Genomic DNA, 24,812 nt, shown 5'->3' on the forward strand with positions numbered 1-24,812 from the left:
TCGCAGAAAAGCGGAAAGGCTCTAGGAGTAGAATGGTTGCGCCGCGCCACCCGATGCGGGGTCGGCACTGTCGAAGGTGATTTCGGGTTGGGGCTGGTCATGATCGAAGGCCATTGCCTGCCCGCCGATGGTGAATGCGCCGTCCCAGGTGAGGGTGACATCGGGTCCGCCTGACGGCGCGACTGAGAGCAGCCGGCTTTCGGCATCGAAGGTGACCCGCGTGGCGAGGATTTTTTCCCGAAAACGGGCAAACTCCGCGACATCCCCGCAGCCGATGATGCCGACCCAGCCAGCGCGGCGGCCGGGTGATCTGATCTCGCGGTCGGCGGTGGCGCCTGCGGTGATGGGTTGAAGCCCGTTCGTTGCATGAAGCGCGGCAAAGCCGCGGCCCGAGCGGGTGATGAGCCAGTTGCCTTCCGTCAGCACCTCGTCCAGTCCGTCGCGGCCAAGATAGGCATGGGTCCAGTCATTGCGGTGATCGTGCGTATCAAAGATCAGCATCGCCAGATCGCGATGCTGCGCCACGCGCGGCAGGATGCCGCTTCCCGCCCAGTAGGAGGGACGCTGGGTGCCCCACGGATCGTCTTCGCCGGGGTGGTTGACCCAGAGCCGCGCCATTGGATGGCCGGCGAGTTTGATATCCATGACGTGTTGCTGATGGCCCTTGCGGCCGGTCTTGTGGTCGACCACGGTGGAAAGCTGCGCGGCCTCGTTCTTGAACAGCACGAGCTTGCCGGGCTCCAGCCCCTGCGCGTAACGCGCCTCTACCATGCGGCCGCCCTCAAGCTGGGAAAGGGCGGCAAGATGTGCCGGTGGCAGGTAATCGCCGCAGCAGAACATCGGCAGAGAGGCGACGCCGTTGTTGAGCCAGCCTTGGCCGAAGGCGACCTCGGCGAAGGGTGCCAGTTCCGTCAGCGGCCCGGCGCGCAGCTCCTTGTCATAGGCTCTGCCTTGCGAACCGGAGGGGACGCCGCCGAGCGTGTGCAGCGCGATCATTTCGAAGATGAGATCGAGCTGGTAGCGCGCGCGTGCTGCAAGCTCCGGTCCGGCCCAATGCTCGATGGCGAGAAGGCCGATGAAATCCACGGGATAATAGGCGGCCGAATTCCATTCGGCGAGGCCGTGCGCCTCGACGCTGTCGAACCAGCGCTCCAGTCGGTCGGCGGCCAGCGCCGCCTGCTCTTTGCCGGTGCGGCCGGAGGCGGTGAAGATGGCGTCGGGCAGATAGTGTCCGGCGAGCAGCTGGCTGGTGTGGAAGCAGAGAACATGGTTCTCGCTCCAGAACCACATGACGTCGTTACCCGGCTCGTCCACCCAGTAGCGATATCCAAGGATCGAAGCGTCGATCCGCGCCCGCATTTCAGTTGGCAGGCGGTCACTATGGGCGCGCACCAGCCAGAGCAGCGGGATCATGATGAAATCGGAGCAGTCCTCGCGCCGGTCGATGGAGCGCAGCGTCGCATCGACGATGCCGCCGATGGCCTTGAAGTCATCGCTGCCGGTGGCGACCATCGCCAGCGCCCGGCCGATGCGCCATGCGCCGAAACGCGCGCTGAAGGAGAGGGCCGCTTTCTTTCGCTCCCTAATATCGGCATTGGGCGCTTCCGGCGCGATATCATGCATGAAGGCTGCGTCGATGACGCGGGTGACCGTTCCCGCACCCGAGCCCATGGTGATCCTGACGCCGTGATATCCGTCCGAAATGCCTGTCGTCCCGGGGATTGCCAGCGTGGATTGCCCGGCCTTCAGCACGGTATCCACTTCCGCCAGTGCCGCGCGCTCGTGCCCATGGCTTTTCACCGCGATGTGTACGGGCAGGTCGCTTGCAGGGGCTGCTCCGAAAACCAGTTCGAGAGCGGTGCCGCAAAATACGTCGCGTGCCGGGCGAACATCCCGCACCAGCGCCGCAAGGCGCTTCGTTTCCTCGTGGTCGAGCGGCACGGGCAACACGACTGTCAGCGGCGTCGGATCGATAACCTCAAGCTCGAAGAACCAGATGATGTCGCGTTCCGCCAGATCCTCGCAGAGCAGCAGGATCTCGTTGTCGCCGGCCGCAAGGTCGAGCGTCACGTCGCTGTTGGTTTCGACATTGCGGATAAAAGGTTCGAAACGCACCTGTTCAGCGCCGTTCACCCAGATGCGGACGCCGCCGCAGGTGCGCAACCGGAAATGCGCCTTTCTGGCGGCATCGCTGCGGAACGTGCCCTTCAGCCAGCGCTGCACATGGGTGGGAACATGCCAGAAGCCGGTGAATTCCACGCGGCGGTTGGAACCCGGCAGGTTGAGGTGAGACACCGCAAAGCCACTCTCGGGCGCGATGTCGCGGCCGATCATCGTCTGCTGGAAAGCCTTGCGGCAGGGAAGGTCGCCGACATCGACGAAACCATTGATGAAACGGTAATTGACCCGGTCTTCCGCCGGTGCGGGTGCGCCCGGAAACGATGTCTCCACCGGATCCGAGACGATCCAGGCGGTCACCGTCTCGCCGTCGGCGACGGTATATGTGGGCTGCGACGCATCCGTCGCCAAAGGTCCATCCGTCATAATGGATCGCCTCCCTTCGATCTTTATGAAATTATTTTCACAATTCGATTTTCGCTTTTTCGCGTCGATTTGTGCGATTTATGTAAAACAAACAACTTGACGTTTATTCTGTCAAGCCGCAAAACAGGATAAATCGAATTAAGCAGAGGAGCTTTCATTCGATTTGTGAAAATATTTTCATTGGGAGGATGAGCATGATGAAATTGTTTTCGGGCGTCAGCGCCCTTGTAATTGCCTCCGTCGCCGGTCTTGCAGCCGCGCAGGCCGAGACCCGCACGATCACTTTCCTTTTTACGGATGACGACCAGGGTTACGTGCAGCGCATGGCCGACCTCAGCAAGGAGTTCGAAACGGCCAATCCGGGCGTGAAGATCAACTTCGTGTCTTCGGGTTACGACGCCGTTTCCAAGCAGCTGCCGGTGCAGCTGGCAGTCGGCGAAGGCCCTGACATTGCCAAGATCACCGACTGGCAACTCGCCCCCTATTATCTCGATATGCGGCCTTACATGAAAGATGCGGAGGCCTTCGCGAAGCTGCATGGTTCGAGCCTCAACCAGCTTCGCCTGCCCAACGTCAACGATCCGCAGTCGATCAACGGTTACATGGCGTCGCAGACGCTGAACCTGCCCTTCGTCAACAAGACGCTGTTCGAGCAGGCGGGTGAGCCCTTGCCCGGCCCGACCGCGAAATTCAGCGAGATCGTCGAGGCTTCCGCCCGTGTTGCCAAGGCGACCGGCGTGCAGATCCCCTTCACCATGGACCGTTCCGGCCACCGCTTCTCCGGCGGCGCTTTCGCTTACGGTTCGAGCTATGTGAAGGACGGCAAGTTCAGCTTCCCGGATGATGCGGCGAAAAAATACATCGCCGATATCTATTCATGGACGCAAAATGGCAGCTTCCCCAAGGAAATGTGGGGTGCCGCCGGCGGTTCGCAGTACAAGAACATGGGTGACGAATTCGTCAACGGTAACGTCGTGACCTATCTGGCCGGCAACTGGATGGTAAACCCGTTCCAGAACAAGATCGGCGACGCCTTCGAATGGACGGCGATCAATGCGCCCTGCGGCGATGCCGGATGCTACGCCATGCCCGGCGGCACCGCCATTGTCGGCTTCAAGCGTACCAAATATCCTGAAGATGTCGCTCACTTCGTCGAATTCCTCGGCTCCGAGAAGGTGCAGCGGGAAATCGCCGAGAACTATGTCGTCCTGACCGGCGCTGAAATCGTCGATCCGCAATACAAGCTGAAGAGTGAAGACGCCAAGGCGGCGATGAAGGTCTTCCTCGACAACAAGAAGAACGTGCCGCAGGCGGCCCGCGATTTCGAGCGCGCCAAGGGCGGCAGCGCCATGTATCAGCAGATCGTGCAGCGCATGAGCCAGCTGATTGTCGGCGAGTTGACGCTTGACCAGACCTACAAGGTGCTGGCTGACGACGTCGCCAAGATCAACGAGGCCGTTGCGGTCAAAAAGTAATTGGCCCAGCATTCGGCTTTGCCGGAGTAACGAAGCCACTGAACCCTATGCCCGAAGCCGGTCTTCGGGCATATCTCTCCGCTTTTTCCGGGCGGATATTGCCACATATGCTGTCTCGATCAGCACCATCGAAAAACTGAAATACGCTCCATTTAAACCTGATGACGAGGCGCGCGGGAGACCGTGCCGCCTGTTTTCGTCACGCGTCACTCGCTGCAAATCATAGGATTCGTCATGGCCAAACTGAAGATGTCGTCTTTTCCGTCCGCACGCTCGCCCCTGCTTGCCTCCGTCGCATTGCTGGTTCTCGTGCCGAGCGCGCAGGGGTTCGAGGGCAGCGGGCCGGCAGGTCAGGGTTATGCCATCACGGTGCCAGAACCTGCCGCGACCTATCCGCTGCCGCTTGCCGACAATTATCGCAACCAGACCGGCAAGAATGAGAAGGGCGAGGATGTCCGCGCCTATGACGACCGGGACAACCCGATCATCGAAATCCTCTCGGGTTTCAACCGCATCTGGACGCTCGGCGATGAAAAATGGGCGGATGGCGGCGCCAATGGCGACGGCCCATCGGATTTCAGCCATGTGAAGATTGTAGATCCCGCCGTCTGGCAGGAAAACATGCGTTACGTATTGTCCGTGACCGGGGAAAACCGCACCCGCGCTGCGGCTTTCGAAGCCTATATGAATGATCGCCGTTCACAGGGTTACAGCGTTATCGACGGCATGGGCCCGCTTGCCGACTGGTATCGCGAAGGTGCGGGCGCGACGACGACGATCAATCATACGCTTTCGGATTTCGATCCGAACGAGGTGATCACCCGCAAGGAGGACGACAAGGGCACCGAGGCGGGTGCAGCCGATAGCAAGTTGAAGGATTTCGTCGCTTTCATGAAGGTGATCCGTGGCCCGGAAGGCACGACATCGCCGGCGAAATATTTCTATTCCACACCGCGGCCCTGGCGCATGAATGACAGGGGCGAGGTGATCGAAACCGGTAAAGAAACGATCGGTGACCGTTCATTCGAAAGCTATGACAGCGACGCTGGCGTCATCGTGCCGGCCCTGAAATATGCGCGGGAAAATCGCGGCCGCTCCAAGGATGGCGGTTTTCCGAGCGGGCATACCAACGCTGCCTATCTGGCCGCCATCGCTTATGCCTATGCCGTGCCGGAGCGTTTTACCGAATTGCTGACGGCTGCCTCCGAACTTGGTGAAAGCCGCATCGTCGCCGGCATGCATTCGCCGCTCGACGTGATCGGCGGCCGCATCACCGCAACCGCCATGGCCGCCGCCATGTTGCAGGACCCGAAAAATGCCGAGGTGAAGAAGGCCGCGCATGAGACCTTGCAGGCCTATTTCGCCAAACGTCTGCCGCAGGGGCAGTCGCTTATCGATTTCGCCCATGGCGCAAAGCCGGATGTTGACCGGTTTGCGGATGCGACGGCGAACGCGGCGGATTATCGCAGGCGCATGACTTTTTCCTTCAGCCGCGACAAAGCTGTGGGTGACGCGCCGATGATGGTGCCGAAAGGGGCCGAGGTTCTGCTGGAAACGCGCCTGCCTTATCTTGATGCCGCAGAGCGGCGTGCCGTTCTGTTCTCTACCGGTATTGAGGCGGGTTATCCGCTGCTTGATGACAGCAATGGCTGGGGCCGCATCAATCTGGTGGCCGCCGCCGGTGGTTACGGTGCGTTTGATGGCGATGTCGAAGTCACGATGGATGCCGCCGCCGGCGGTTTCAACGCGGCAGACCGCTGGACGAACGACATTGCCGGGGCAGGGCGTCTCGTCAAATCCGGTAGCGGAGCGCTGATGCTCAGCGGTAATAACAGCTATGGTGGCGGCACAATTCTAAGGGATGGTGCGCTGATAGTCTCGTCTGTCGATGCGCTTGGAACCGGTGGCGTGCTGGTCAGCGGCGGCACGCTTTCGCTAACGGCAGGCAAGGATGTCGCCATCGGCGGTGATTATGCGCAGTCTGGCGGCATATTGGCGCTGGATCCGCAAAAGGCTGCTCTGCGCGTTAAAGGGAATGTGGTGCTGGACGGCGCGACGCTGAAGCTCGCTTTCGATGGTGGCGCACCGGCTGCCGGCACGCGCCTCGATGTGATCGCCGCCAATGGTTTGACCGGGACATTCGCCACGATCGATGCGGGCAATGTGAAGGTACGACCGGTCTATACCGGGTCGGCACTGTCCGTGGTGGTCGAATAGGCCATGATGCAATGATAGAGGCTGCCGCAACCCTCCGGTTACGGCGGCCCCAAAAAATCTGCGGGGAACCGCAGGATAATCACCCTACAGGAAGTACCGGACCCTCAGTGGCAATAGTGCGGCGCCGATGGCGGACGGATCGCCGACCGTTTCGCTGAGAACCAGCTTCGCCTCCTTTGGGCCGACACCATAACGGTGTTCGCGCTGGGAGGGCATGTGCGTGCGTTCGATCATCATCTGGCCAAGTGCGCGTGGCAATTGTCCGCCAAAGACGATGGCCTGCGGATCAAGTACCGCGATCAGGCTTGCCACCAGCCGGTCCACCTGCGGCATGGTTTCGGTCAGCCATTCCTCGACTCCTGGCCACGCCGGATCAAACTGTCGATAGAGTGTTTCAATCGAATGGATATCGACGCCGTTTTTCTGCAGGGTGGCGATCAGATATTGCAGCGCCGGCCGCTTGGGCGATTCATCGGGGCTGTATATGCCGCTGAATTCGCCGGCATTGCCGTGAAAGCCGTGAAACGGTTGGCCGCCGAGGATCAGTCCGCCGCCGAAACCGTAGTTGAAGGACAGATAGGCAAAAGTCTCGCACCATGATCCGACACCGCGAAGGCTCTCGCCGATCGCCCCCGTGGTGGCATTGTTTTCCAGCCAGACCGGCAGGTGGAATTTTTCCTCAAGGATAGGCTTCAAGTCCATCAGCGACCAGTCGCGCAATGGCTCCGGCGCGTTGAAGGCACGGTCTTCCGACACGAAGAAACCCGACATGGAAAAACCGAGGCCCAGCAGGCGCTCGCGCGGGATGCCGTGTTCTGCCAGCAGCCTTTCGAGGGCCAGCGACAAGGCCGCAAGCGTCTCTTGCCGGTCCTCCGGAAGCATCTTCAGCTTTTCTTCGACAATCACGTCGCAGCGGAAATCGGCGATGCAGATGATGACGGAGTCGGTGTTGATGGAAATGCCGAGTGAATAGGCTGCCTCCGGCACCAGCTCGATGGTGGGGCTCGGCTGGCCGCGCGTGCCCTTGAGCGGCGCGCCGGTCTGCAGCAGTCCGCGCTCCAGCAGGCCTTCGATCAGCCGGTGCACGGATTGCTGGGTCAGGTTGGTGTGGCCCGTGATCGATGCGCGGGCGATGGGGCCATGGCGGCGCACGATATCCAGAATGAGACGCTCATTCTCGCTGGCAAGCGGCTGGCGATCGAAGGTCTGCTGCGGCGTCTGATCTGTTGTCATGGCCTTGGATAACGGCTGCGCGAAGCGGCGGCAACATGGGGCATTGGTTTGCGACAGCATTTTTCACTGGACTGTCACAAATATTACACTTAGAGTGTATTAATAAGGGGCCGGTCAACAACGGGTCCTCAGGAGGAACCATTCAATGCGCATGAAATTTCTTGCGATCGCCGCGCTTGCGCTGGCGACGACGGCAGCGCCGTGCCTTTCGGCAGACAGCAATATGAAAAACCTCGACTTCGATCTGTCGAAGGTCACGCGCGACAATTTTTACGAGATCGTCGTTCCCGCCGCCAAAGCCGAGGGCTCGGTGACGATGTATAATTTCGCCGGCAGTTTCGCCGATACGTGGAAGGAGCTGATCAGCCGTTTCGAAGCCAAATATGGCATCAAGGTCGCCTATAGCGACGTGAAGGGCGATCAGGCGAACCAGCAGCTCATCGCGGTTCAGGCGGCAGGGCAGGATTCACCGGTTGATGCCTATTTCGCCGGTGGCGGCAGCTATCCGCTTCTCTCCTCCAAGGGGGTTGTCGGCAATATTGCGCTGACGAAAATCCTGCCGAACATGGCGAATTACAATCCGGAAATGGCCGAGACCGTTTTCGGCAAGCCGCATGGCGGCAGCTTCCCGCTGGTGCATCTCAACCAGACCGCAATCGGTTACGATTCTGCCTTCGTGAAAGCCGGGGATGTGCCGAAGAGCTTCGAGGACCTGCTGGTCTGGGCCGAAAAGAACCCCAAGCGGCTTGGCGTCACCCTGCCGGCCAAGGGCGGTTCCGGTGGCGGTTTCATCTATTCGGTGGCGCTCAACTATCTCACCGGCGACTGCCGCAAGCAGCTGACCGATTATAACCAGACGCTGCAGCAGGCCGAAGACTGGGCCATGGAGTCCGAGTGCCTCACGCCCGTCTGGGACTATTACCGCCGTCTTCTGGCCGTGGCTGAACTGACCAATGGCAATGCCGATACGCTCAACCTCATCAACAACCAGCAGCTTTACATGGGCACGGTCTGGGAAGATCAGGTCATGAGCTTCCTCGGCACCAAACAATTGCCTGACAGTTTCCGCGTCACGCTTCTGGAAAAAGGGCAGGTCGGCTCTGGGGACGCCATGTTCGTGCCGGCCAACGCCAAGAAAGTCGCTTCGGCGCTACTGCTGATCGATATGGCCATGAGCAAGGAATTCCAGCTCTGGAAGCTGGAAAACAAGGCTTCCCGCTCGCCGCGCACGGATGTCACCAATGATCTGATGCCGAAGGCGGTGCAGGAGCATGTGCTGCCGCAGAGTGTCTATCCGCGCCTGTCGCTGCCGGCTTTCTGGGACATGTCGACAGCGCTTGCCGAAGCGCTCGATGAAAAAGTCCTCAACCAGTAACGCCGTTGGGATTGCCGGATCGTGTGCCGCAACTGGCTGCGCGATCCGGATAGCCTTGGTCAAAAATATGAGGGAGGCTCGTCATGAGTGAACTCGAGATCAGCAATATCAGCAAGGATTACGGCGCCAGCCGGGCGCTTCATCCCGTGTCGATCACCGTGGAGCGGGGCGAATTCGTCACCATTCTTGGGCCCTCCGGCTGCGGCAAGTCGACGCTTTTACGCATCCTCACCGGCATCAGCCAGCCTTCGGGCGGCGAGATCCGGCTGGGTGGCAAACGCATCGATCAGGCGCCGCCGGAAGCGCGCGATATCGCCATGGTGTTCCAGTCATATGCGCTTTTCCCGCATATGTCGGTCGCCAAGAATCTCGGCTTCGGGCTGAAAATGAAGAAGGTCGCGAAGGACGAGCGGGTGCGGCGTATCGCCCATGCGCTTGATATCTGCAATCTCACCGGGCTGGTGGATCGCATGCCCCGGCAACTGTCCGGCGGCCAGCAGCAGCGTGTGGCGCTGGCGCGCGCCATTGTCATGCAGCCGAGCCTGCTTCTGTTCGACGAGCCGCTTTCCAATCTCGATGCCAAACTTCGCGATACGCTGCGCCATGAGCTGACCGAGCTTCACCGCCGCATCGGCGCGACAAGCCTTTATGTGACACATGATCAAGCCGAAGCCATGGCGATGTCGGACCGGATCGTCGTCATGAATGCCGGCCGGGTGGTCGAGATCGGCACGCCGCTCGAGCTTTACCGCGCGCCGAAACACGCCTTTACCGCCGGCTTCCTAGGCCAAACCAATCTGCTGCCCGTATTCGCTGAGGGCCAGCAGGCGCAATTGCCCTGGGGACAGTCCGTGACGCTTGACCGGGTTGCCGCCGGCAATGTCCAGATTTCCGTTCGTCCGGAAAACATCCACATCCGCGCCGATCAGGCCGGCGAGGGCACGGTTTCCGCCGTTTCTTTCATGGGCGCCAATGCACTCTATGCGGTCGAGATCGGCGGCCGTCAGATCCGGATCAGCCAGTCCGGTGCTGAAACTCTGATCGATGCCGGGCAGAAGGTCGCCCTGCAGTTTCCCGGCTCGGTCCATCTTCTCGATGACAGGATGGCGGGGGAGGCGGCATGATGGCCGGGCTCCTTCGAAACGGGCGCGCCCAGCTTCTATTCCTGCTTTTGCCGGGTGTTGGGTATCTTCTGGTCTTCTTTGGCGGGCCGCTGCTGTCGGCGCTGATCGGCAGTTTCAGGCAGGAGGATGGCAGCTTCACGCTGATGTTCTACCAGCGGATTTTCACCCGCGCGTCGATGATCCGGGGGCTCACGACCTCCATCTATTACGGTGTCATGCCTGTCATCGTCTCGCTTGCGGCCTCGGTGCCGCTGGCGCTTCTGATCCGCAAGAGCTTTCTCGGTCGAAAACTGTTCAGCGGCCTTTACAAGCTGCCGATGGCGGTGCCGGGCATCATCGTCGGCCTGATGGTGATCGTCGTTTTCGAAAGGGGTGGGTTCCTCGACCGGCTGGTCGCGCCGCTCGGGATCGAACTGCCCAAGCTCGTGCGCGACGACTGGGGCATCGGCGTCATTCTCGCCAGCGTCTGGAAACAGATACCCTTCATGACGCTGATCATCACCAGCGCCTTTGCGGCCATTCCCGAGGATATACGTTATGCCTCCCGCACGCTTGGCGCGTCGCGGCTGAAGACATTTTTCTTCGTGGAAGTGCCGCTCGCCATGCCCGGCATCACCGCCGCCATTCTTCTGACCTTCATCGGCTCCATGGGCTCCTATGCCATTCCCGATATCGTCGGCCCGCCCACGGCCCGGCCGCTTTCGGTGCTGATGATCCAGGAGTTCAATCAGGGCCGCTTTAATCAGGTCTATGCCATGGGCATGGTGCTGAGCCTTTTCGCGGTCTCCGTCCTCATTCTCTATTATTCGCTGACATCCCGCATCGGCCCCGGCCAAACCCGCGGAGACGCCTGATGAGTGCTATCACCATTGAACCTACCGTCACTCCCCGTCGCCGTGCCTTTACGCCGGAGGACAGGATTTTCGTCTCCATCGGGCTTTATGGCGCGTTGACGCTCGCCATCGCCGTGCCGCTGGCTCTCATGTTCCTCTGGAGCATTGCCGACGGCTGGTCGCCGCCGCTTGTCGTGCCGGAGCATTACACCACGGCGCGCTGGGCGGGCATTCTCGGCGATGCAAGCCTCATCCGCGCCGCGATCAACAGTATCCTCATCGCCGTCGTCGTCACCTTCCTGACGGCAGCCATCGCGTTACCCACGGCCTGGGCCATGGCGCGTTTTCCCTTCCGGCTGAAACGGCTGGTGGAGATTTTTATTCTGGCGCCTATCATCATTCCGGGGCTGGTCGTCGCCGTCGGCATCGGGCAGGTGTTTCTTCTCTTCGGCCTTGCCTATTCGGTAACCGGGGTCATTCTCGTGCAGATCGTCGGCACCCTGCCGCTGATGATCCGGCTGATGACGGCGGCGCTGGAGACCATTCCAGACGATCTCATTCATGCCGCCCGCTCGCTTGGCGCGGGCACTGTCGGCATCGTTCTGCACATCATATTGCCGCTTGCGGTGCCCGGCCTTCTCGCCGGCGGGCTGATGTCTTTCATCGGCAGCTTCGAGGAATTCGACAAGTCCTTCATCGTCGGCGCGCCTGTTGTCGAGACCCTGCCGATCAAGCTTTACATGTATCTCGATCCCTATTCGATGCAGCTGCCGCTCGCCGCCATCGTCTCCTTCATCCTGCTTCTTCCCGCACTCGTCGTCTTCATCATCGCCGGCCGCATCCTGCGCGACGACCTGATGGCGGCGGGCATGGGGAAAATCTGATCCGGGCGCTCAAACCCGGTAATTGCAACGTCCGAAAGTGAAAACCATGCATCAAACCCTTGCAGCCTCCCGTAAGACCTCCAATCCCTGCAATGTCCTCGCGCTCTGCTCGCGCGACAATCCGGCCATCCTGACCATCGCCCATCGCGGCTTCTGGACCGCCACCGCCGAAAACTCGCTCGCCTCCGTCCGCGCCGCGGTTGCGGCCGGCGTGGAGATGATCGAGATAGACACGCAGGCGACGGCCGATGGCCGGCTGGTCGTCATTCATGACGAAACGCTCGACCGCACCACGACGGGCAAGGGCACCGTGAGCGCGCTGCCTTTCGAGGTGGTCCGCGCAGCGAAGCTGAAGGCCGGCGCGGGCGGCGATGCGGCTGGCGTGACCGATGAATGCGTGCCGACGCTGGAAGAACTGCTGGAAGAGGCGCGTGGCAAGATCACCGTCAATATCGACACCAAATTCACCCGCGATCTGCCACAGGTCATGGAAACCGTGCTGCGGCTCGGCGTCGAGGATCAGGTGCTGGTGAAAACCGATATCGATCCCGAGGCCGATCGTTTCGAGGTGCTGGAGACTGACTGGTTCGGCAAAATCCCGCATATGCCGATGTTCCCGGTGAGAAAGGGCAAGTTTGCCGAGGACCTGCGCCGGATCGAAGCCTTGAAGGCGCCGATGATCGAAGTGAAATTTACCGATATTGCCGATCTGGCCGAAGGCCGTGACGAGATGGAGCGCCAGAACATCCGCCTGTGGATCAACTCGCTCGACGTTTCCCATTGCCTTGATTTCAACGATACGCGTGCGCTTTCAAATCCGGAAGCCGTCTGGGGTGCACTTGCCGGGGCTGGCGTCGGCGCGATCCAGACCGATGAAGTCGAAGCCTTCACCAACTGGCTGAAGGCGGGCGCCGGTGAGACGGGCAGGGCGTGGACACGATGAACGAGCGTCTCGAACGCGCCGTCGCCATCATCGAGGAAGCGATGGGCCTTGCCCTTCGCTTTTTCGAGGCCCGCGACGCCATCGCCGCCCGGACGAAGGGTTTTCAGGATTTCGTCTCGGAAGCCGATACCACGGTCGAAAGGTTGATCCGCGACCGTCTGGCGGCGGCTTTTCCCGGCGAAACCGTGCTGGGGGAAGAAATGGGCGGTGTTGCCGATGACGCCTATTGGATTATCGATCCCATCGATGGCACCGCCAATTTCCTGCGCGGTTCGCCGCTCTGGGGTATCTCCCTCGGCTTCGTGCGCAACGACCGGCCGGAACTCGGCGTCGTCGCCATGCCCGTCTTCAAGGACATTTATGCGGCGGCGGATGGAGCCGGGCTGATGCTGAATGGCAAGCCGCTTTCCCGCCATGTGCCCTTTGAGGATGTGCAGGTCATGTCGCTTGGCGACAGCGCCGCTGCCGATGCGGAAGAGGTGGCGGCTCTTACCGTCGGGCTCAGGCATGCGGGCTGGGTGGTGGAATCCATCCGCTCGACATCGATCGGCCTTGCCTTTGCCGCGCGCGGCATCTTCGACGGCCATCTGCAGAAGCTGACGACCATGTGGGATATCGCCGGCGGCGTCGTTCTCGCAAGGGAAGCGGGTCTCGATGTCCGTATCGGGACGCGCCCCGGCAGCGACATCCCCTGGGTCGCCGCCGCAACGCCGGCGCTGATGGCGGTGACGGAAGGGCTGTGGCCGGAGATCAGGGGAAAAGTGCCGGCGGAGCCCGCGTGAATCTTCTGAAAAGCAGAAGCCGGGTGCTCTTCAGACACTCGGCATCCTGCTGCTTTCTGAAGGTCAGTGTTTGCGGGCGAGAGCGACGGCATCCGCGCCGGCTGGAAAGTGGAGCTGTCCGGAGTTGTCATGCACCGCGCTCCAAACCGCTTCGCCGACATCACTTTCATGGGTGGTCAAAGCCGGTTGGGCAAAAGTCTCAAGAATTGGCCCCGCGAAGGCTGCGTAATCTTCGGGAAGCAGCTGCTCAAGCGGCAGAATGGCGTTGTGCGTGAAGCTGGTTGTCGGGGCATAACCCGGCTCTACCAGCTTCACGCCAATGTTGAAATGCGCCAGTTCATGCGTGAGCGAACCGGTAAATCCCTCAATAGCCTGCTTGCTGGCGGTATAGGCGGCGGCAAGCGGGAAAGAAGCAAGCGTAACACTGGACGTGACGTTGATGATCATGCCGGATTGGCGTTTTCTCATCTGCGGGATGACCGCCTGTGTCATGGCCATCACACCGAAGCTGTTGGTGTCGAAGATCGTGCGCACCGCCGACATCGGTGTAGCCTCAAAGGCGCCGACCATACCGATGCCGGCATTATTCACCAAGACGTCGATCGGGCCGGCCGCATCGATCGCTGCTGCAATGCTATGCTCGTCTGTCACATCCAGTGACAGCACGCGCAACCGGCCGGTATCGTCAACAAAGCGGGCAGCGCTTGGACGCCGCATGGTGGCGATGACGTTCCAGCCGCGTGCGAGGAACAGTTCGGCAATCGCTTTGCCATAACCCGACGACGTGCCGGTAATCAGGATGGTGTTGGTCATGGTAAATCTCCGTTGTTGATGTGCGGGAGATAGACGGGCTGAGGTGGATGATATATGCTCAATGAGCTATTATTTGTTATCGATCGTCCAAAATGGATCCTCTCAGCGATATCGTCGACCTTTTGCGACCCAGTGCCGCCGTCTCGAAGCCGATTTCCGGCAAGGGCAGATGGGGAGTGCGCTATCGTCCGCATGATGCGCCGGGTTTCGCGCTCGTCCTTGCAGGTGCGGCATGGGTGATGATGGAAGGCCGGGCTCCTCTCAGGTTGACATGCGGAGATTTCCTGCTTCTGCCCACAACGCCGGCTTTTTCGCTTTGTAGCGAGACCGATGTCGAATGTGTTCCCGTCGAACCGCAGGATCGGGCTGTCCGTCATGGCGAACAGGAGGGGGCGCCCGATTTTGTCGCGCTAGGCGGAAGCTTCAGGTTCGAACGCATCAATGCTTCACTTCTGCTGTCACTGATGCCCGAAATGATCTACGTGCCGGCAGAGGAGAAAGGCGCATCGCGGCTGGCGCGGCTGATCGAGCTACTGTCAGAGGAGTGCGCCGGCGAAGATCCGGGCAAGGAGCTGATCATCCGGCGCATGCTGGAAGTCCTTCTGGTGGAAGCGCTGCGCCGGCCGGGAGCGGGCAATGCGGCAATTCCCGCGGGATTGGTAAAGGCAATGCGTTTACCCGGCCTTGCCCGCGCATTATCGGCCATGCATGAAGATGTTCGTGTGGGCTGGACGGTTGCGGAACTGGCGGGAATCGCCGGCATGTCGCGTTCGGCCTTTTCCGCGCGCTTCGTTGAAATGGTGGGCTGCGCGCCGATTGAATATCTCGCCCGTTGGCGGATGGCGCTTGCGAGAGATGCGCTCATGAGCGGGGTAAAATCGCTCGACCGCATTGCCGATGAGATCGGCTATGAATCCGCCAGCGCATTCAGCACCGCGTTCCGCCGGAGAATGGGCGTTGCTCCAGGAAGCTTTGCCCGGGCAAACAATGACGATCGTCCCCATTCCACGGCTTTTCTCTAGCTATTGCCCTCATGGCAGGGCCTGAAACCCTTTAGGAGTTGGCTCCGCGTTCCTCCTTGACGGTATAGTCGCGCTCGCTCCAGAGCAGGGCCCTGCGTAGCGGGTCAGACGTCGCTTCAATAATGGCCCCGACAAACAGGATATGGTCGGCGGCATCGATGGAGCCGACGAGTTCGCAATCCAGGGATAGCAGCGCGCCGTCAAGCTTCGGGTTTCCAGAAGGCCAGAGACCCCAGTCGCCGACGGAAAATCGGTCCGGCAGGTTGCCTTTTCCGGCAAATATGTCGGCAATTTCTTCCTGTCCTCTTGCAAGTGCTGCGACGGAGAAGCGTCGGCTTGCGGCGATCAGATCAACCATGCGGCTGCTGGCATCGATGGAGATCATCAGATACGGGGGCTCGGCGCTGAGCGGCATGAAGGAGGTGATCGTTCGTCCGACCCTTTCTCCGGCATGGGAGGCCGTGGCCAAAGCCACGGTAAAGGCAAGGGCGGCCATCGCGTCTTTGAATTCGCGGGGGGAAATCGTCGGTGAAACGGTGCCTTTGAGCGGAATATGCGTATGGCTTATCACGCTGCCATCGATCAACCTGAGATTATGAGACATGCAGTGCCGGGCTAACCGCCCGCTCCCGGGTTCTTGGAAAAAATGGAAAACTTGGCTGCGGCGCCATTCATGACGTCGGCATTATCAGGCGACTGCCTTTTCTGGTGTACACGCGGCCAGATGCCCGAATAGTGGCGATTGAGGTCGAGCCAGACATGCAGCCCGGCTTCGGTATCCGGCCGGATTGCTGCCGCAGGACATTCGCGCTCGCAGATGCCGCAATCGATACATTGGTCGGGATGAATAACGAGCATGTTCTCGCCTTCGTAGAAACATTCGACCGGGCAGACTTCCACGCAGTCCATGTATTTGCAGGCGATGCAGTTTTCGGTGACGACATAGGGCATTGAAACGCTCGAATGAAGTTGCAGCCGGACGGCGGCTGTCCGGCTGCGCCTGACCCGGCCAGCCGCACGAGGGCAGCGGCAGAGGCCGGATCGGTGGGGCTCAGATCAGAGGCGGGCGGCCACGGCCTGCCAGTTCACCAGATTGTCGAGGAAGTTCTCGATATAGGCCGGGCGCTTGTTGCGGAAATCGATATAATAGCTGTGCTCCCACACATCGCAGCCGAGAAGCGCCTTCTGGCCGAAGCACAGCGGATTGACGCCGTTTTCGGTGCGGGTAATCTTTAGCGTGCCATCGGTATCCACCACCAGCCATGCCCAGCCCGAGCCGAATTGCGAGGCGCCGGCGAGGGCGAAATTCTGCTTGAACAAGGATACCGAGCCGAAGGATTGCGTCAGCGCATCCTCAAGCGTCTTAGGGATGGCGTGATTTCCCGGTCCCATGATCTCCCAGAAGAGATTGTGGTTCCAGTGCTGGGAGGCATTGTTGAAGATGCCGGACTGGGCGATTGCGCCCTTCTCATAGGTGCCCCGGACGATGTCCTCGAGGTTGCTTTTCTCCCATGCGGTGCCTGATATCGCCTTGTTGAGATTATCGACATAGGCCTTGTGGTGAAGATCGTGATGAAACTTCAGCGTCTCTTCGGACATGCCCGAGGCAGCGAGCGCATCATGGGCATAGGGGAGGTCGGGAAGCTGGAAAGCCATGGGGTATCCTTTGTCAACTGTTCGCTCAAGAGCATGAAATGAGCCTTGCGGAAACAAGGTGACAATACTTCTAGGAGCTCAACCATGGTTGAGGTCAAGAGGTTTTTTCATCGGGAGGGGAGGGCGTGTTCACTCACGTCTGGCACGTCAAACTCAAACCTCGGTATCATCCTTCCCGGGATCGACCCTGAGGGAACCACGCCCGTCTCTTTGGCACCCATGCGCTTATAGAACGAGGCAGCACCGGGATCGGATTCAATGAGAAGGGTCCGCCTGGCATGATCCCGGCAGATCGAAATCGCCCACTGGAAGAGAGCTCGCCCTGTGCCCAGCCCCTGCAACCTCGGTTCGACGAAAAGAGCTTCGAGCTCGGCGGCGCTGCTTTCTTTAAGGGATAGCTGGGCGACGCCCGCGAGCTCCCCTTCGGCAATTGCGACCTGAAAAAATGACTCGCGCATTTTCCAGGGCGTGATCGTAAGTTCTGAGCGACAGGCACGCAGGAATTCCTCATCATAACCCCACACGGCCTTCGATCGCAGGCAAAGTTCTGTCAGCGCGTCTGCTTCCGCAAACGATGCCGCTCTAAGCGTCAGCATCTCATCTCTCCAGGGTGGATATGGCGACCTCTGTCGTAAGCGATCGATATCATCGCCGCCTGCCGCTCTCCAGCCGTTACAACTTCGGGCTGGTGTTGACGTTGGCTCTGCTTGATATTTTTGGCGGTGGTGCACATCATCGCCTCCATTCTTGCGAAGCGGGAGAAACTCATGGCGAGAGCCGTTGGAATTGGTGGCGTTTTTTTCAGGGCCGGGGATCCCGCAGGCCTCGCCGAATGGTATCAGAAACATCTCGGCATAGACAATCTGCACATATCCGTATGGCAGCAGGAGGCCGGAATGACCATCTTCGGGCCTTTCGCTAGGGATAGCGATTATTTCGGCCGTGATGAACAACAGTGGATGATCAATTTCCGGGTCGATGATCTCGATGGTCTTATCGCGAAGCTCACCGCAGAGGGTGTCAAGGTAGAGACCCGGGCGGAGTGGGATTCCGAAGTCGGCCGTTTTGCCCGGATACACGATCCGGAAGGCAACCCAGTGGAATTATGGGAGCCTGCGGCGACCTGATGGCGATTCATCTGTCGCTGCCCGGGGTTTGGAGCAATTGTGGAGGCGAGAAAACAATCATCTCGTTGAAAATGTTGTGGCGCGCTGAAATACGTGCCTTCGGCGCAGAGCCCGCAAAAATCCAGAACAGCGCGATTTCTGATTAGCGCTCTGCCCGCTTCACCATCTCAACCCATTCCTCCAGTGCTTTGTGGATGGCCGAGCCCGCATCTTCACCACGGGTGAACGCCCACCAGGTGTGGGCTCCTTGCCAGACCGCCGCCATTTGCCAGCCGAGCCTTTCGGCGTTTCTGTCGTCGGCCGTGATCCGGCGTCCGAGCGCACGGGCAAGTGTTTTGCCCCAAAGTGCTCCTCGCGCTCGCAAGGATGGATTGCGAATATCTTCTCTCAGCAGCAGCAATCCATCACTTGCATTCTGTTCAGCGGCATAGCTGGGCATGAGCCGCAAGAGCAGGGAGATGGCACCTTCAGGCGTCAGGGGTTCCTCGGCGTCGGCCGCGGCCGTTTCGGCCTGCAACCTGTCCCAGGCGCGCAGAAGTACGGCTTCCACAAGGTCTTCGCGTTTGCCGTATCGCTGCACCAGCGTTGCAGCGGACAGGCCGCAGGCTTTTGCGGCTGCGGCAAAGGTCATACCATCTGGCCCGGTTTGCAACATGAGGGGCAGCAGCGCATCCAGCGCCTTCTCATCGGAAATCAGCTTGTGTCTAGGCATGGTCTATATATAAACGTATATTCATTTATAAATCAAGGAGAGCAATATGGCTGTTATCCGTGGATACATCGCGGCGAGTTTGGATGGCTTGATCGTCTCGGGAGACGGCTCCCTCGACTGGCTCTTCAAATATGACGACATGGACCTCGGCGAGCATGATTACCGATTGTTCCTGAAGGGCATCAGGACCGTCGTCATGGGACGGGCGACTTATGACTTTATCGCCAGCGAGGATTCACCCTGGGCCTATGGAGACCAGCGTGTCATCGTTGTCACGTCGCACCCGATTGAACGACCGAAAGGACCGCTGGAAATCTATGCCGATGTGGATGCGCTGATCGCGGAATTACGTGCGCTCGAGGACGGCGATGTCTGGATGCTGGGCGGCGGCCGGCTGCAGATGGCCTTTATGGAGCGTGGTGCGCTGGATGAGATCGAGATTTACGTTATCCCCGAGATACTTGGCTCGGGCCAGCCTCTTTTTCCTCTCACCGGTTATCGAGCGAGTCCTCGCCTGCTCAGCGCCAAGCCGATTGAGAAAGGCTGTGTGCGATTGCATTACCGCTTTTGATCGGACCTCACGGCCGCACGGCTGACGACATTCCCTCGTTTTCCGGCGGCTGGAGCTACGCACAGCGCCCCAGGCCGCCAGCCTTTAAAAGTCTAACCGCTGACCGTCGGCGGATTGAGCCGGGCAAAGCCCTCCTGCCGCTGATACGGGAAATGCGGATAGGGTGCTGTTGTCTCGCTGGCCTCGTCCAGCCGCGCCACCTGTGCTGATGTCAGCTCCCATCCCACGGCGTCGAGGTTCTGGCGAAGCTGTTCCTCATTGCGTGCGCCAATGATCACTGTGGAAACCGTGGGTTTCCTGAGCAGCCAGTTGAGAGCGATCTGCGGTACCGTCCTGCCGGTTTCTGCTGCGACAGCGTCGAGCGCATCGATTATGCGGTAGAGATGTTCATCATCCACCGGCGGACCGAAGTTTGCTGTCTCATGCAGGCGGCTACCTTCTGGCAGCGGTGTGCCGCGGCGGATTTTTCCGGTCAATCGGCCCCAGCCAAGCGGGCTCCAGACCATGGCGCCAAGGCCCTGATCCGCGCCGAGCGGCATCAGGTCCCATTCATAGTCCCGGCCAACAAGGGAATAATAGACCTGATTGACCACGTAACGCGGCCAGCCATATCGATCGGCGACCGCCAGCGATTTCATGATCTGCCAGCCCGAAAAATTCGAGACGCCCGTATATCTGATCTTTCCGGACCGGACGAGCGTATCGAGCGTCGACAGCACCTCCTCCACCGGTGTGAAAGCATCGAAGGCGTGGAGCTGGAGAATATCGATATGGTCGGTCTGGAGCCGCCGCAGCGCGTCTTCCACTGCGCGTATCAGCCGGAAGCGGGAGGAACCGGCGTCATTCGGCCCGTCGCCCATCGGCAGGCTGGTCTTGGTTGAAATCAGAACGCTGTCGCGCCTTGCCTTAATCGCTTCGCCCAGCACCTCCTCCGATGCGCCGTTGGAATAGACATCGGCCGTGTCGAACAGATTGACGCCGGCCTCCAGGCAAATGTCGACCATGCGGCGAGCTTCTCGAGCGTCCTGATTGCCCCAGTTGCTGAAGAGTGGCCCGGAACCGCCAAAGGTTCCTGTACCGAAACTCAAGACCGGCACTTTCAGGCCGGATTTGCCGAGATAGCGATATTCCATGGGGTGTTCCTTTGTTGCTGCGACATGGTTGCGGGCGAGGCGCCTGGTGGCCCCATGCTCTGCCCATCCCGCCGTGATCTGGCAGACGAGGATTGCGGTGTGTTTCAATCGCTGTCTGAAGATAGACGCTCACCCTTCAATGAAATAGAATGCCGAAAATAATATCACTTGTGAGATGAAGTCATCATGGCGCGACTTGAGATCAACCGGGCAGAGGAGATGGAGATCTTCGTGCGGGTCGTCGAGCTCGGAGGTTTTTCCCGAGCGGCCGCGGCGGCAAACATGACGCCTTCGGCGGTGAGCAAGCTTATCGCCCGGCTGGAAACGCGGCTCGGGGCGCGCCTGCTAAACCGTTCCACCCGGCAGCTGCAGATAACGCCGGAGGGTTGTGCTTTTTATGAGCGTGCCACGCGCATCCTTGCCGATCTCGAAGAGGCAGAACGCGCCGCGGGGGAGGGCGAACAGCCTATCGGCCGCGTTCGGATCAACACCAGTGCTTCTTATGCCACGCATATTCTTGCACCCATCCTGCCACGGTTTCTGGCACTTCATCCGGGCGTCACACTCGACATTGTCCAGACGGATCTGGTGGTTGATCTTCTTGCCGAGCGCATGGACATCGCCATTCGCGCCGGGCCACTGAAAAGCTCAAGCCTCGTTGCTAGAAAACTCGGTGAGACAAGGATGGTCATCGCTGCCGCCCCGGATTATCTGGAGCGCTGCGGCGTGCCGCAAACCATCGCCGATCTCGAGGACCACAATCGTCTCGGATTTGGCTATGCCCGGTCAGTCGATGGGTGGCCGTTGCGAGCCGACGGCAAGACCGTCGTCATCCCTGCAACGGGGCGCGTACAGGTCAGCGATGGCGAGGGCCTTCGCCGCCTTGCTCTTGCCGGTGTCGGCCTGGTTCGTCTTGCGGTTTTCACCGTTCGGGAGGACATCGCCGCCGGGCGGCTGATATCGGTCCTCGATGATTTTGATACGGGTGAGATGGAGATGTTTCATGCGGTTTATGTCGGCCAGCGCGGACCACTTCCCTCACGCATTCGGGCGCTGCTCGATTTTCTGGGCGAATATGGGCGGGTGAAGTGATCATCCGGCGATATCGGAAAGCGCGACCGAGATGAAGACCGCAGGCGGCCACGGAAAACCGGACATCCGGATGGTGGTGCGCCTATGGTTTCGGACCGGACAAGGTGAAAGCACCGACCGATTTCAGCGTTATGTGTATCTCTTGGGCAAGTGTGTTTGGTATCACACCGCAGAGACTGCCCGTTGTTATGACATTGCCTGCTTTGAGCATGTCGCCTTTGTTGAATGCCGCGTTCGCAAAGGCGACCAGCGGCGCAAGCGGATCACCATTCGGGTGTTTTACCGTGGCATCGAACAGCTGTACCGAACCTTCCGTCACAGTTAGTTGCGGTAGGCCTGTTTCGTTTCCGGCAAAGACTTCCAGCACGCCGGTATCTATTTCCGGACCGATGACGAAGCCGTGGTTGGCAAGGCGGTCAGCCAGAAACAACGGAAAGGGCACCTGATTTTTCTCAGCCAGCCGGTAGCGAAGAAGTTCAACGCCCAGATGGACCTTGCCGATGTGCCGCATGAGCTCGCCTCTGGTGAACGGCACCGTGCGGCGGGCTGGTATATCGGAGGAAAGAGTGAAGCAGATCTCAACCTCGATGCCTTCAGTTCCCGCTTCCGGAAAAGAGGCGATATTGTTGTTTTCGACCCGGAAACAATCCAGTATCGGCGCGCCGACCGCCTCGCCATCCGGCCGGATCGCCAGTTTCCAACCTTTTACCGGCTTTTCCGAAATCTCAGCAAATGCACGCTGTGCGGCCATTGCAGTTTCGAAATCATTGGGAACAAGACCATCCGTCTCCATCTGCGCCAGAGGAATTTTCCCGCCGGTGAGATCTGCCTGCGCAAATCTTCTGGCCAGTTCTTCGATAGCCGCCATTTCGTCATCATCCATTCCTGCAGTCACTTATCGAATGCTGTCACGATTTGGCGATGTTTGCCAAGGCTATCGATGCCGAGTTCGACAATATCCTTTCATGAAAGCTGGCGGCTTCATTACAAGGCGGACACTGCTGTGCACGTTCGTTATCGCGTTACCCGGCATGAATAAGGCGGATAGTGAAATGAAGACCGTAGCCGGAGGATGGGAACTGTCTGCACCACCAGCGTTGTGACGTCGTTCACCTGATCGACTGATGAAAATCCCACCGCTTCGCCAGAAGGACGCGCGATATGAACATCGCATGCCAATAGACGTCAATCGGTACGGAAATAATTAAGTATAATTCGGGCGGCAAGGCCGCCCGATCTGTTTTGGGTTAAGCTACATCTGCATCGAACTGGATGCTGTGCAGGCGCTTGTAGAGACCATCCGTTGCGAGCAATTCGCGACGGCTGCCCTGCTCAACAACCTGTCCGTTATCCATGACGACGATCTTGTCAGCCCGGTTAATCGTTGAAAGCCGGTGAGCAATGACAATCGACGTTTTATTTAGCGTCAGTCTCTCCAGCGCATCTCTGACGAGTGCTTCGGATTCCGAGTCGAGCGCACTCGTCGCCTCGTCGAGGATCAATATGTCTGCGTCTCTGAGCATAGCGCGAGCAATGGCAACACGCTGTCTCTGGCCACCGGACAGGCCGGACCCGTTTTCACCAAGCTTGCTGTCATAACCGTCAGGCATTTTCATGATGAAATCATGCGCATTGGCAGCCTTCGCGGCAGCGATGATTTCCTCATCCGTGGCGTTGTCGCGACCCACGGAAATATTGTGCTTTACCGTCCCCGAGAAGAGGAAGGTTTCCTGGCCGACGTAAGAAACATGCTCGCGCAGGCTGGCAAAGGATACGTCACGCAGATCCGTGCCGTTGATCTCAACCGAGCCGTTCTGTGGGTCGTAAAGACGCATCATGAGGTTGATGATGGTCGATTTACCACTGCCGGAGGGGCCGACCAGCGCCGTCATCTTACCGCCTTCGAAAAGGACACTGACGTCCCTAAGAACGGGCTGGCCAGAAACATATTCGAAGCTGACGTTCTTAAGTTCAACATCGCCGCTTGCCTTCGGGAGCGGTACGGCATCCTTTTTCTCGGCGAGAGTCAATGGGGCGTCCAGTACTTCAAACATCATGCGAACGCCAATCATTCCGCCCTCGATCTGTACTCTCATACGGGCAAGACGTTTTGCAGGTTCGTAGGCAAGGAGCAATGCCGTGATGAATGCCATCAGATCCCCTGGGGAGCCGCCTTTTTCAAGAACAGTGTAACCGGAGATGGCTATGACAGCCGCAATCGCAAGGCCAGACAATGTTTCCATGATAGGGCTTGTCGCTGCTTCGAGCTTAGCAATACCGTTGGCACGCTGTTCGACGTCAGACACCGCCTTGTTCATGCGTTGACGCATCAGCTTCTCTAGGGAGAACGCCTTGATGACACGAACGCCGATGCTGGTTTCCTGCACGACATTGACGATTTCGCCTAGTGAGGCGAGTTCTGCCTCCATGATCTTGCGAACACGGCGTAGAACTAGGCGCACGCTGAAAATCGCAAGCGGGCCAATAATCATGGAAATAGCACTCAAAAGGAAATTTTGAGCGAACATCACGATAATCAACCCGAGAAGCGAGAAAAGGTCACGGACGAACGACGTCACAATCGTATCTATGACGCTGCGAGCGGATTGAGCATTATAGGTAACACGGACGAGCAATTCAGAGGATGGCAAATTCTGAAAGAAGGAGACCCCCTGTTTCAAAAGCCTGTCATAAATCTTGCGTTGCTGTTCAGCCACAATGCTGTTGCCAGCTTTACTCAGGTAATAACTCTGTACAAAAGTCGCGAGTCCTTTGACTATAAAGATTACGGCGACAGCAACTGCAATTTCGAGAACGACATTGAAACCCTGTTTCAAATAAACGCTGTTGACGATATCACGCATGATCCATGCACTGAGAGACGTCATACCTGCGACTACAAGCATAGCCACGATTGCTGCAGAGTACCAACCAACGTGCTTTTTGAAGTTTTCTTTAAAAAGCCGCGTCAGCAACTTCTTGTCGTTTGGCGACAAAAACGATCCGATCACAGAAACATCCTTATTTGACGTCGACGCTCACACAGATTTTCAATCGCACATTCAGCAGCATGTTTTCATGCAGGATGGCTTTAAAGGTTCCAACTGCCGTGCCAAGCTCGATGATATTTACCACGCAATTCTGGTGAAACGCGCGAAAAAGGTTCTACCGAACCGGAAAACCTCTTCAACTGATTTTAGACGACGCCAATAAGCCTAGGGCTTCAAAGTGTCAACATTGCGTAGTGATGGAACCACCGCATGAACATGACTCTGG

General features: G+C 59.1%; 24 protein-coding genes. 13 read left to right on the forward strand and 11 right to left on the reverse strand.

The window, feature by feature from the left end:
* Positions 1-21: 21 nt before the first annotated feature.
* A complete protein-coding gene (locus EXN68_RS16245; RefSeq protein ID WP_142841865.1) occupies positions 22-2,544 on the reverse strand; it encodes a hypothetical protein in 2,523 nt (840 codons plus the stop codon).
* A gap of 194 nt (positions 2,545-2,738) precedes the next feature.
* Between EXN68_RS16245 and EXN68_RS16250 the strand changes: the two genes are divergently transcribed.
* Together EXN68_RS16250 and EXN68_RS16255 are read left to right on the forward strand one after the other, a co-directional pair.
* Positions 2,739-4,019, forward strand: coding sequence for an ABC transporter substrate-binding protein (locus EXN68_RS16250; RefSeq protein ID WP_142841866.1), 1,281 nt, complete (start codon positions 2,739-2,741; stop codon positions 4,017-4,019).
* A gap of 234 nt (positions 4,020-4,253) precedes the next feature.
* The gene (locus tag EXN68_RS16255) at positions 4,254-6,236 is read left to right on the forward strand and encodes a phosphatase PAP2 family protein (protein ID WP_142841867.1); all 1,983 of its coding nucleotides are present in this window, start codon (positions 4,254-4,256) and stop codon (positions 6,234-6,236) included.
* A gap of 84 nt (positions 6,237-6,320) precedes the next feature.
* Here EXN68_RS16255 and EXN68_RS16260 read toward each other — a convergent pair whose 3' ends face one another.
* Positions 6,321-7,469, reverse strand: a complete 1,149-nt coding sequence (locus EXN68_RS16260; RefSeq protein ID WP_142841868.1) for an ROK family transcriptional regulator — start codon at positions 7,467-7,469, stop codon at positions 6,321-6,323.
* Positions 7,470-7,614: 145 nt separating this feature from the next.
* Between EXN68_RS16260 and EXN68_RS16265 the strand changes: the two genes are divergently transcribed.
* The 6 genes from EXN68_RS16265 (at position 7,615) to EXN68_RS16290 (ending at position 13,410) form a co-directional block, all read left to right on the forward strand.
* Positions 7,615-8,844 carry an ABC transporter substrate-binding protein gene (locus EXN68_RS16265; protein ID WP_142841869.1) on the forward strand — a complete coding sequence of 410 codons (1,230 nt, stop codon included), beginning with the start codon at positions 7,615-7,617 and terminating at the stop codon, positions 8,842-8,844.
* 83 nt (positions 8,845-8,927) lie between these two features.
* Positions 8,928-9,968 carry an ABC transporter ATP-binding protein gene (locus EXN68_RS16270; RefSeq protein ID WP_142841870.1) on the forward strand — a complete coding sequence of 347 codons (1,041 nt, stop codon included), beginning with the start codon at positions 8,928-8,930 and terminating at the stop codon, positions 9,966-9,968.
* Complete coding sequence (locus tag EXN68_RS16275) at positions 9,968-10,822, forward strand: ABC transporter permease (RefSeq protein ID WP_142842079.1); 855 nt, start codon at positions 9,968-9,970, stop codon at positions 10,820-10,822. Before EXN68_RS16270 ends, EXN68_RS16275 begins: the two co-directional genes overlap by 1 nt.
* Entirely contained in the window at positions 10,822-11,685 is an 864-nt protein-coding gene (locus EXN68_RS16280) for an ABC transporter permease (RefSeq protein WP_142841871.1), read from the forward strand. Before EXN68_RS16275 ends, EXN68_RS16280 begins: the two co-directional genes overlap by 1 nt.
* A 46-nt stretch (positions 11,686-11,731) precedes the next feature.
* The gene (locus EXN68_RS16285; protein WP_142841872.1) at positions 11,732-12,628 is read left to right on the forward strand and encodes a glycerophosphodiester phosphodiesterase family protein; all 897 of its coding nucleotides are present in this window, start codon (positions 11,732-11,734) and stop codon (positions 12,626-12,628) included.
* Positions 12,625-13,410 carry an inositol monophosphatase family protein gene (locus tag EXN68_RS16290; RefSeq protein ID WP_142841873.1) on the forward strand — a complete coding sequence of 262 codons (786 nt, stop codon included), beginning with the start codon at positions 12,625-12,627 and terminating at the stop codon, positions 13,408-13,410. Before EXN68_RS16285 ends, EXN68_RS16290 begins: the two co-directional genes overlap by 4 nt.
* Positions 13,411-13,473: 63 nt before the next feature.
* Here EXN68_RS16290 and EXN68_RS16295 read toward each other — a convergent pair whose 3' ends face one another.
* Positions 13,474-14,223: an SDR family oxidoreductase gene (locus EXN68_RS16295; protein ID WP_142841874.1), complete on the reverse strand. Its 750-nt coding sequence runs from the start codon at positions 14,221-14,223 to the stop codon at positions 13,474-13,476.
* Positions 14,224-14,315: 92 nt separating this feature from the next.
* Here EXN68_RS16295 and EXN68_RS16300 point away from each other — a divergent pair, with 92 nt between their 5' ends.
* Complete coding sequence (locus EXN68_RS16300) at positions 14,316-15,245, forward strand: AraC family transcriptional regulator (RefSeq protein ID WP_142841875.1); 930 nt, start codon at positions 14,316-14,318, stop codon at positions 15,243-15,245.
* Between the two features lie 31 nt (positions 15,246-15,276).
* Here the strand turns inward: EXN68_RS16300 and EXN68_RS16305 are convergent, their stop codons facing one another.
* From EXN68_RS16305 to EXN68_RS16320, 4 genes are all read right to left on the reverse strand, one after another.
* The gene (locus EXN68_RS16305) at positions 15,277-15,849 is read right to left on the reverse strand and encodes a flavin reductase family protein (RefSeq protein WP_161991366.1); all 573 of its coding nucleotides are present in this window, start codon (positions 15,847-15,849) and stop codon (positions 15,277-15,279) included.
* Positions 15,850-15,860: 11 nt separating this feature from the next.
* Positions 15,861-16,196, reverse strand: coding sequence for a ferredoxin FdxA (fdxA, locus tag EXN68_RS16310; protein ID WP_142841876.1), 336 nt, complete (start codon positions 16,194-16,196; stop codon positions 15,861-15,863).
* Positions 16,197-16,301: 105 nt separating this feature from the next.
* A complete protein-coding gene (locus EXN68_RS16315) occupies positions 16,302-16,901 on the reverse strand; it encodes a superoxide dismutase (protein ID WP_142841877.1) in 600 nt (199 codons plus the stop codon).
* Between the two features lie 107 nt (positions 16,902-17,008).
* Entirely contained in the window at positions 17,009-17,497 is a 489-nt protein-coding gene (locus EXN68_RS16320) for a GNAT family N-acetyltransferase (RefSeq protein WP_142841878.1), read from the reverse strand.
* Positions 17,498-17,668: 171 nt separating this feature from the next.
* Here EXN68_RS16320 and EXN68_RS16325 point away from each other — a divergent pair, with 171 nt between their 5' ends.
* A complete protein-coding gene (locus tag EXN68_RS16325; protein WP_142842081.1) occupies positions 17,669-18,028 on the forward strand; it encodes a VOC family protein in 360 nt (119 codons plus the stop codon).
* A gap of 142 nt (positions 18,029-18,170) precedes the next feature.
* Here the strand turns inward: EXN68_RS16325 and EXN68_RS16330 are convergent, their stop codons facing one another.
* Positions 18,171-18,740 carry a TetR/AcrR family transcriptional regulator gene (locus tag EXN68_RS16330; protein ID WP_142841879.1) on the reverse strand — a complete coding sequence of 190 codons (570 nt, stop codon included), beginning with the start codon at positions 18,738-18,740 and terminating at the stop codon, positions 18,171-18,173.
* A 46-nt stretch (positions 18,741-18,786) separates the two neighbouring features.
* On the opposite strand from EXN68_RS16330, the gene EXN68_RS16335 reads away from it, so the two are divergent.
* The gene (locus EXN68_RS16335; protein ID WP_142841880.1) at positions 18,787-19,311 is read left to right on the forward strand and encodes a dihydrofolate reductase family protein; all 525 of its coding nucleotides are present in this window, start codon (positions 18,787-18,789) and stop codon (positions 19,309-19,311) included.
* A gap of 92 nt (positions 19,312-19,403) precedes the next feature.
* Here the strand turns inward: EXN68_RS16335 and EXN68_RS16340 are convergent, their stop codons facing one another.
* The gene (locus EXN68_RS16340; RefSeq protein ID WP_142841881.1) at positions 19,404-20,444 is read right to left on the reverse strand and encodes an aldo/keto reductase; all 1,041 of its coding nucleotides are present in this window, start codon (positions 20,442-20,444) and stop codon (positions 19,404-19,406) included.
* 186 nt (positions 20,445-20,630) lie between these two features.
* Between EXN68_RS16340 and EXN68_RS16345 the strand changes: the two genes are divergently transcribed.
* Positions 20,631-21,536: a LysR family transcriptional regulator gene (locus EXN68_RS16345; protein ID WP_142841882.1), complete on the forward strand. Its 906-nt coding sequence runs from the start codon at positions 20,631-20,633 to the stop codon at positions 21,534-21,536.
* Between the two features lie 82 nt (positions 21,537-21,618).
* On the opposite strand, the gene EXN68_RS16350 is transcribed toward EXN68_RS16345, so the two are convergent.
* Both EXN68_RS16350 and EXN68_RS16360 read right to left on the reverse strand, forming a co-directional pair.
* Positions 21,619-22,404 carry a 2-keto-4-pentenoate hydratase gene (locus EXN68_RS16350; protein WP_142842082.1) on the reverse strand — a complete coding sequence of 262 codons (786 nt, stop codon included), beginning with the start codon at positions 22,402-22,404 and terminating at the stop codon, positions 21,619-21,621.
* Between the two features lie 379 nt (positions 22,405-22,783).
* Positions 22,784-24,400, reverse strand: coding sequence for an ABC transporter ATP-binding protein (locus tag EXN68_RS16360; RefSeq protein WP_237681421.1), 1,617 nt, complete (start codon positions 24,398-24,400; stop codon positions 22,784-22,786).
* Here EXN68_RS16360 and EXN68_RS27915 point away from each other — a divergent pair.
* Positions 24,399-24,749, forward strand: coding sequence for a hypothetical protein (locus EXN68_RS27915; RefSeq protein WP_237681422.1), 351 nt, complete (start codon positions 24,399-24,401; stop codon positions 24,747-24,749). The two genes, EXN68_RS16360 and EXN68_RS27915, sit on opposite strands and share 2 nt — an antisense overlap.
* Positions 24,750-24,812 lie beyond the last annotated feature (63 nt).

Source organism: Martinezella rhizogenes (assembly GCF_007002745.1).
Classification (GTDB): Bacteria; Pseudomonadota; Alphaproteobacteria; order Rhizobiales; family Rhizobiaceae; genus Agrobacterium; species Agrobacterium cucumeris.

What these genes read in the sequence shown, in the direction of transcription:
- EXN68_RS16245 (WP_142841865.1), bottom strand. Translation starts at nt 2,544, where the DNA reads ATGACGGATGGACCTTTGGCGACGGATGCGTCGCAGCCCACATATACC.
- EXN68_RS16250 (WP_142841866.1), top strand. Translation starts at nt 2,739, where the DNA reads ATGATGAAATTGTTTTCGGGCGTCAGCGCCCTTGTAATTGCCTCCGTC.
- EXN68_RS16255 (WP_142841867.1), top strand. Translation starts at nt 4,254, where the DNA reads ATGGCCAAACTGAAGATGTCGTCTTTTCCGTCCGCACGCTCGCCCCTG.
- EXN68_RS16260 (WP_142841868.1), bottom strand. Translation starts at nt 7,469, where the DNA reads ATGACAACAGATCAGACGCCGCAGCAGACCTTCGATCGCCAGCCGCTT.
- EXN68_RS16265 (WP_142841869.1), top strand. Translation starts at nt 7,615, where the DNA reads ATGCGCATGAAATTTCTTGCGATCGCCGCGCTTGCGCTGGCGACGACG.
- EXN68_RS16270 (WP_142841870.1), top strand. Translation starts at nt 8,928, where the DNA reads ATGAGTGAACTCGAGATCAGCAATATCAGCAAGGATTACGGCGCCAGC.
- EXN68_RS16275 (WP_142842079.1), top strand. Translation starts at nt 9,968, where the DNA reads ATGGCCGGGCTCCTTCGAAACGGGCGCGCCCAGCTTCTATTCCTGCTT.
- EXN68_RS16280 (WP_142841871.1), top strand. Translation starts at nt 10,822, where the DNA reads ATGAGTGCTATCACCATTGAACCTACCGTCACTCCCCGTCGCCGTGCC.
- EXN68_RS16285 (WP_142841872.1), top strand. Translation starts at nt 11,732, where the DNA reads ATGCATCAAACCCTTGCAGCCTCCCGTAAGACCTCCAATCCCTGCAAT.
- EXN68_RS16290 (WP_142841873.1), top strand. Translation starts at nt 12,625, where the DNA reads ATGAACGAGCGTCTCGAACGCGCCGTCGCCATCATCGAGGAAGCGATG.
- EXN68_RS16295 (WP_142841874.1), bottom strand. Translation starts at nt 14,223, where the DNA reads ATGACCAACACCATCCTGATTACCGGCACGTCGTCGGGTTATGGCAAA.
- EXN68_RS16300 (WP_142841875.1), top strand. Translation starts at nt 14,316, where the DNA reads ATGGATCCTCTCAGCGATATCGTCGACCTTTTGCGACCCAGTGCCGCC.
- EXN68_RS16305 (WP_161991366.1), bottom strand. Translation starts at nt 15,849, where the DNA reads ATGTCTCATAATCTCAGGTTGATCGATGGCAGCGTGATAAGCCATACG.
- fdxA (WP_142841876.1), bottom strand. Translation starts at nt 16,196, where the DNA reads ATGCCCTATGTCGTCACCGAAAACTGCATCGCCTGCAAATACATGGAC.
- EXN68_RS16315 (WP_142841877.1), bottom strand. Translation starts at nt 16,901, where the DNA reads ATGGCTTTCCAGCTTCCCGACCTCCCCTATGCCCATGATGCGCTCGCT.
- EXN68_RS16320 (WP_142841878.1), bottom strand. Translation starts at nt 17,497, where the DNA reads ATGCTGACGCTTAGAGCGGCATCGTTTGCGGAAGCAGACGCGCTGACA.
- EXN68_RS16325 (WP_142842081.1), top strand. Translation starts at nt 17,669, where the DNA reads ATGGCGAGAGCCGTTGGAATTGGTGGCGTTTTTTTCAGGGCCGGGGAT.
- EXN68_RS16330 (WP_142841879.1), bottom strand. Translation starts at nt 18,740, where the DNA reads ATGCCTAGACACAAGCTGATTTCCGATGAGAAGGCGCTGGATGCGCTG.
- EXN68_RS16335 (WP_142841880.1), top strand. Translation starts at nt 18,787, where the DNA reads ATGGCTGTTATCCGTGGATACATCGCGGCGAGTTTGGATGGCTTGATC.
- EXN68_RS16340 (WP_142841881.1), bottom strand. Translation starts at nt 20,444, where the DNA reads ATGGAATATCGCTATCTCGGCAAATCCGGCCTGAAAGTGCCGGTCTTG.
- EXN68_RS16345 (WP_142841882.1), top strand. Translation starts at nt 20,631, where the DNA reads ATGGCGCGACTTGAGATCAACCGGGCAGAGGAGATGGAGATCTTCGTG.
- EXN68_RS16350 (WP_142842082.1), bottom strand. Translation starts at nt 22,404, where the DNA reads ATGGCGGCTATCGAAGAACTGGCCAGAAGATTTGCGCAGGCAGATCTC.
- EXN68_RS27915 (WP_237681422.1), top strand. Translation starts at nt 24,399, where the DNA reads ATGATCCATGCACTGAGAGACGTCATACCTGCGACTACAAGCATAGCC.
- EXN68_RS16360 (WP_237681421.1), bottom strand. Translation starts at nt 24,400, where the DNA reads ATGCGTGATATCGTCAACAGCGTTTATTTGAAACAGGGTTTCAATGTC.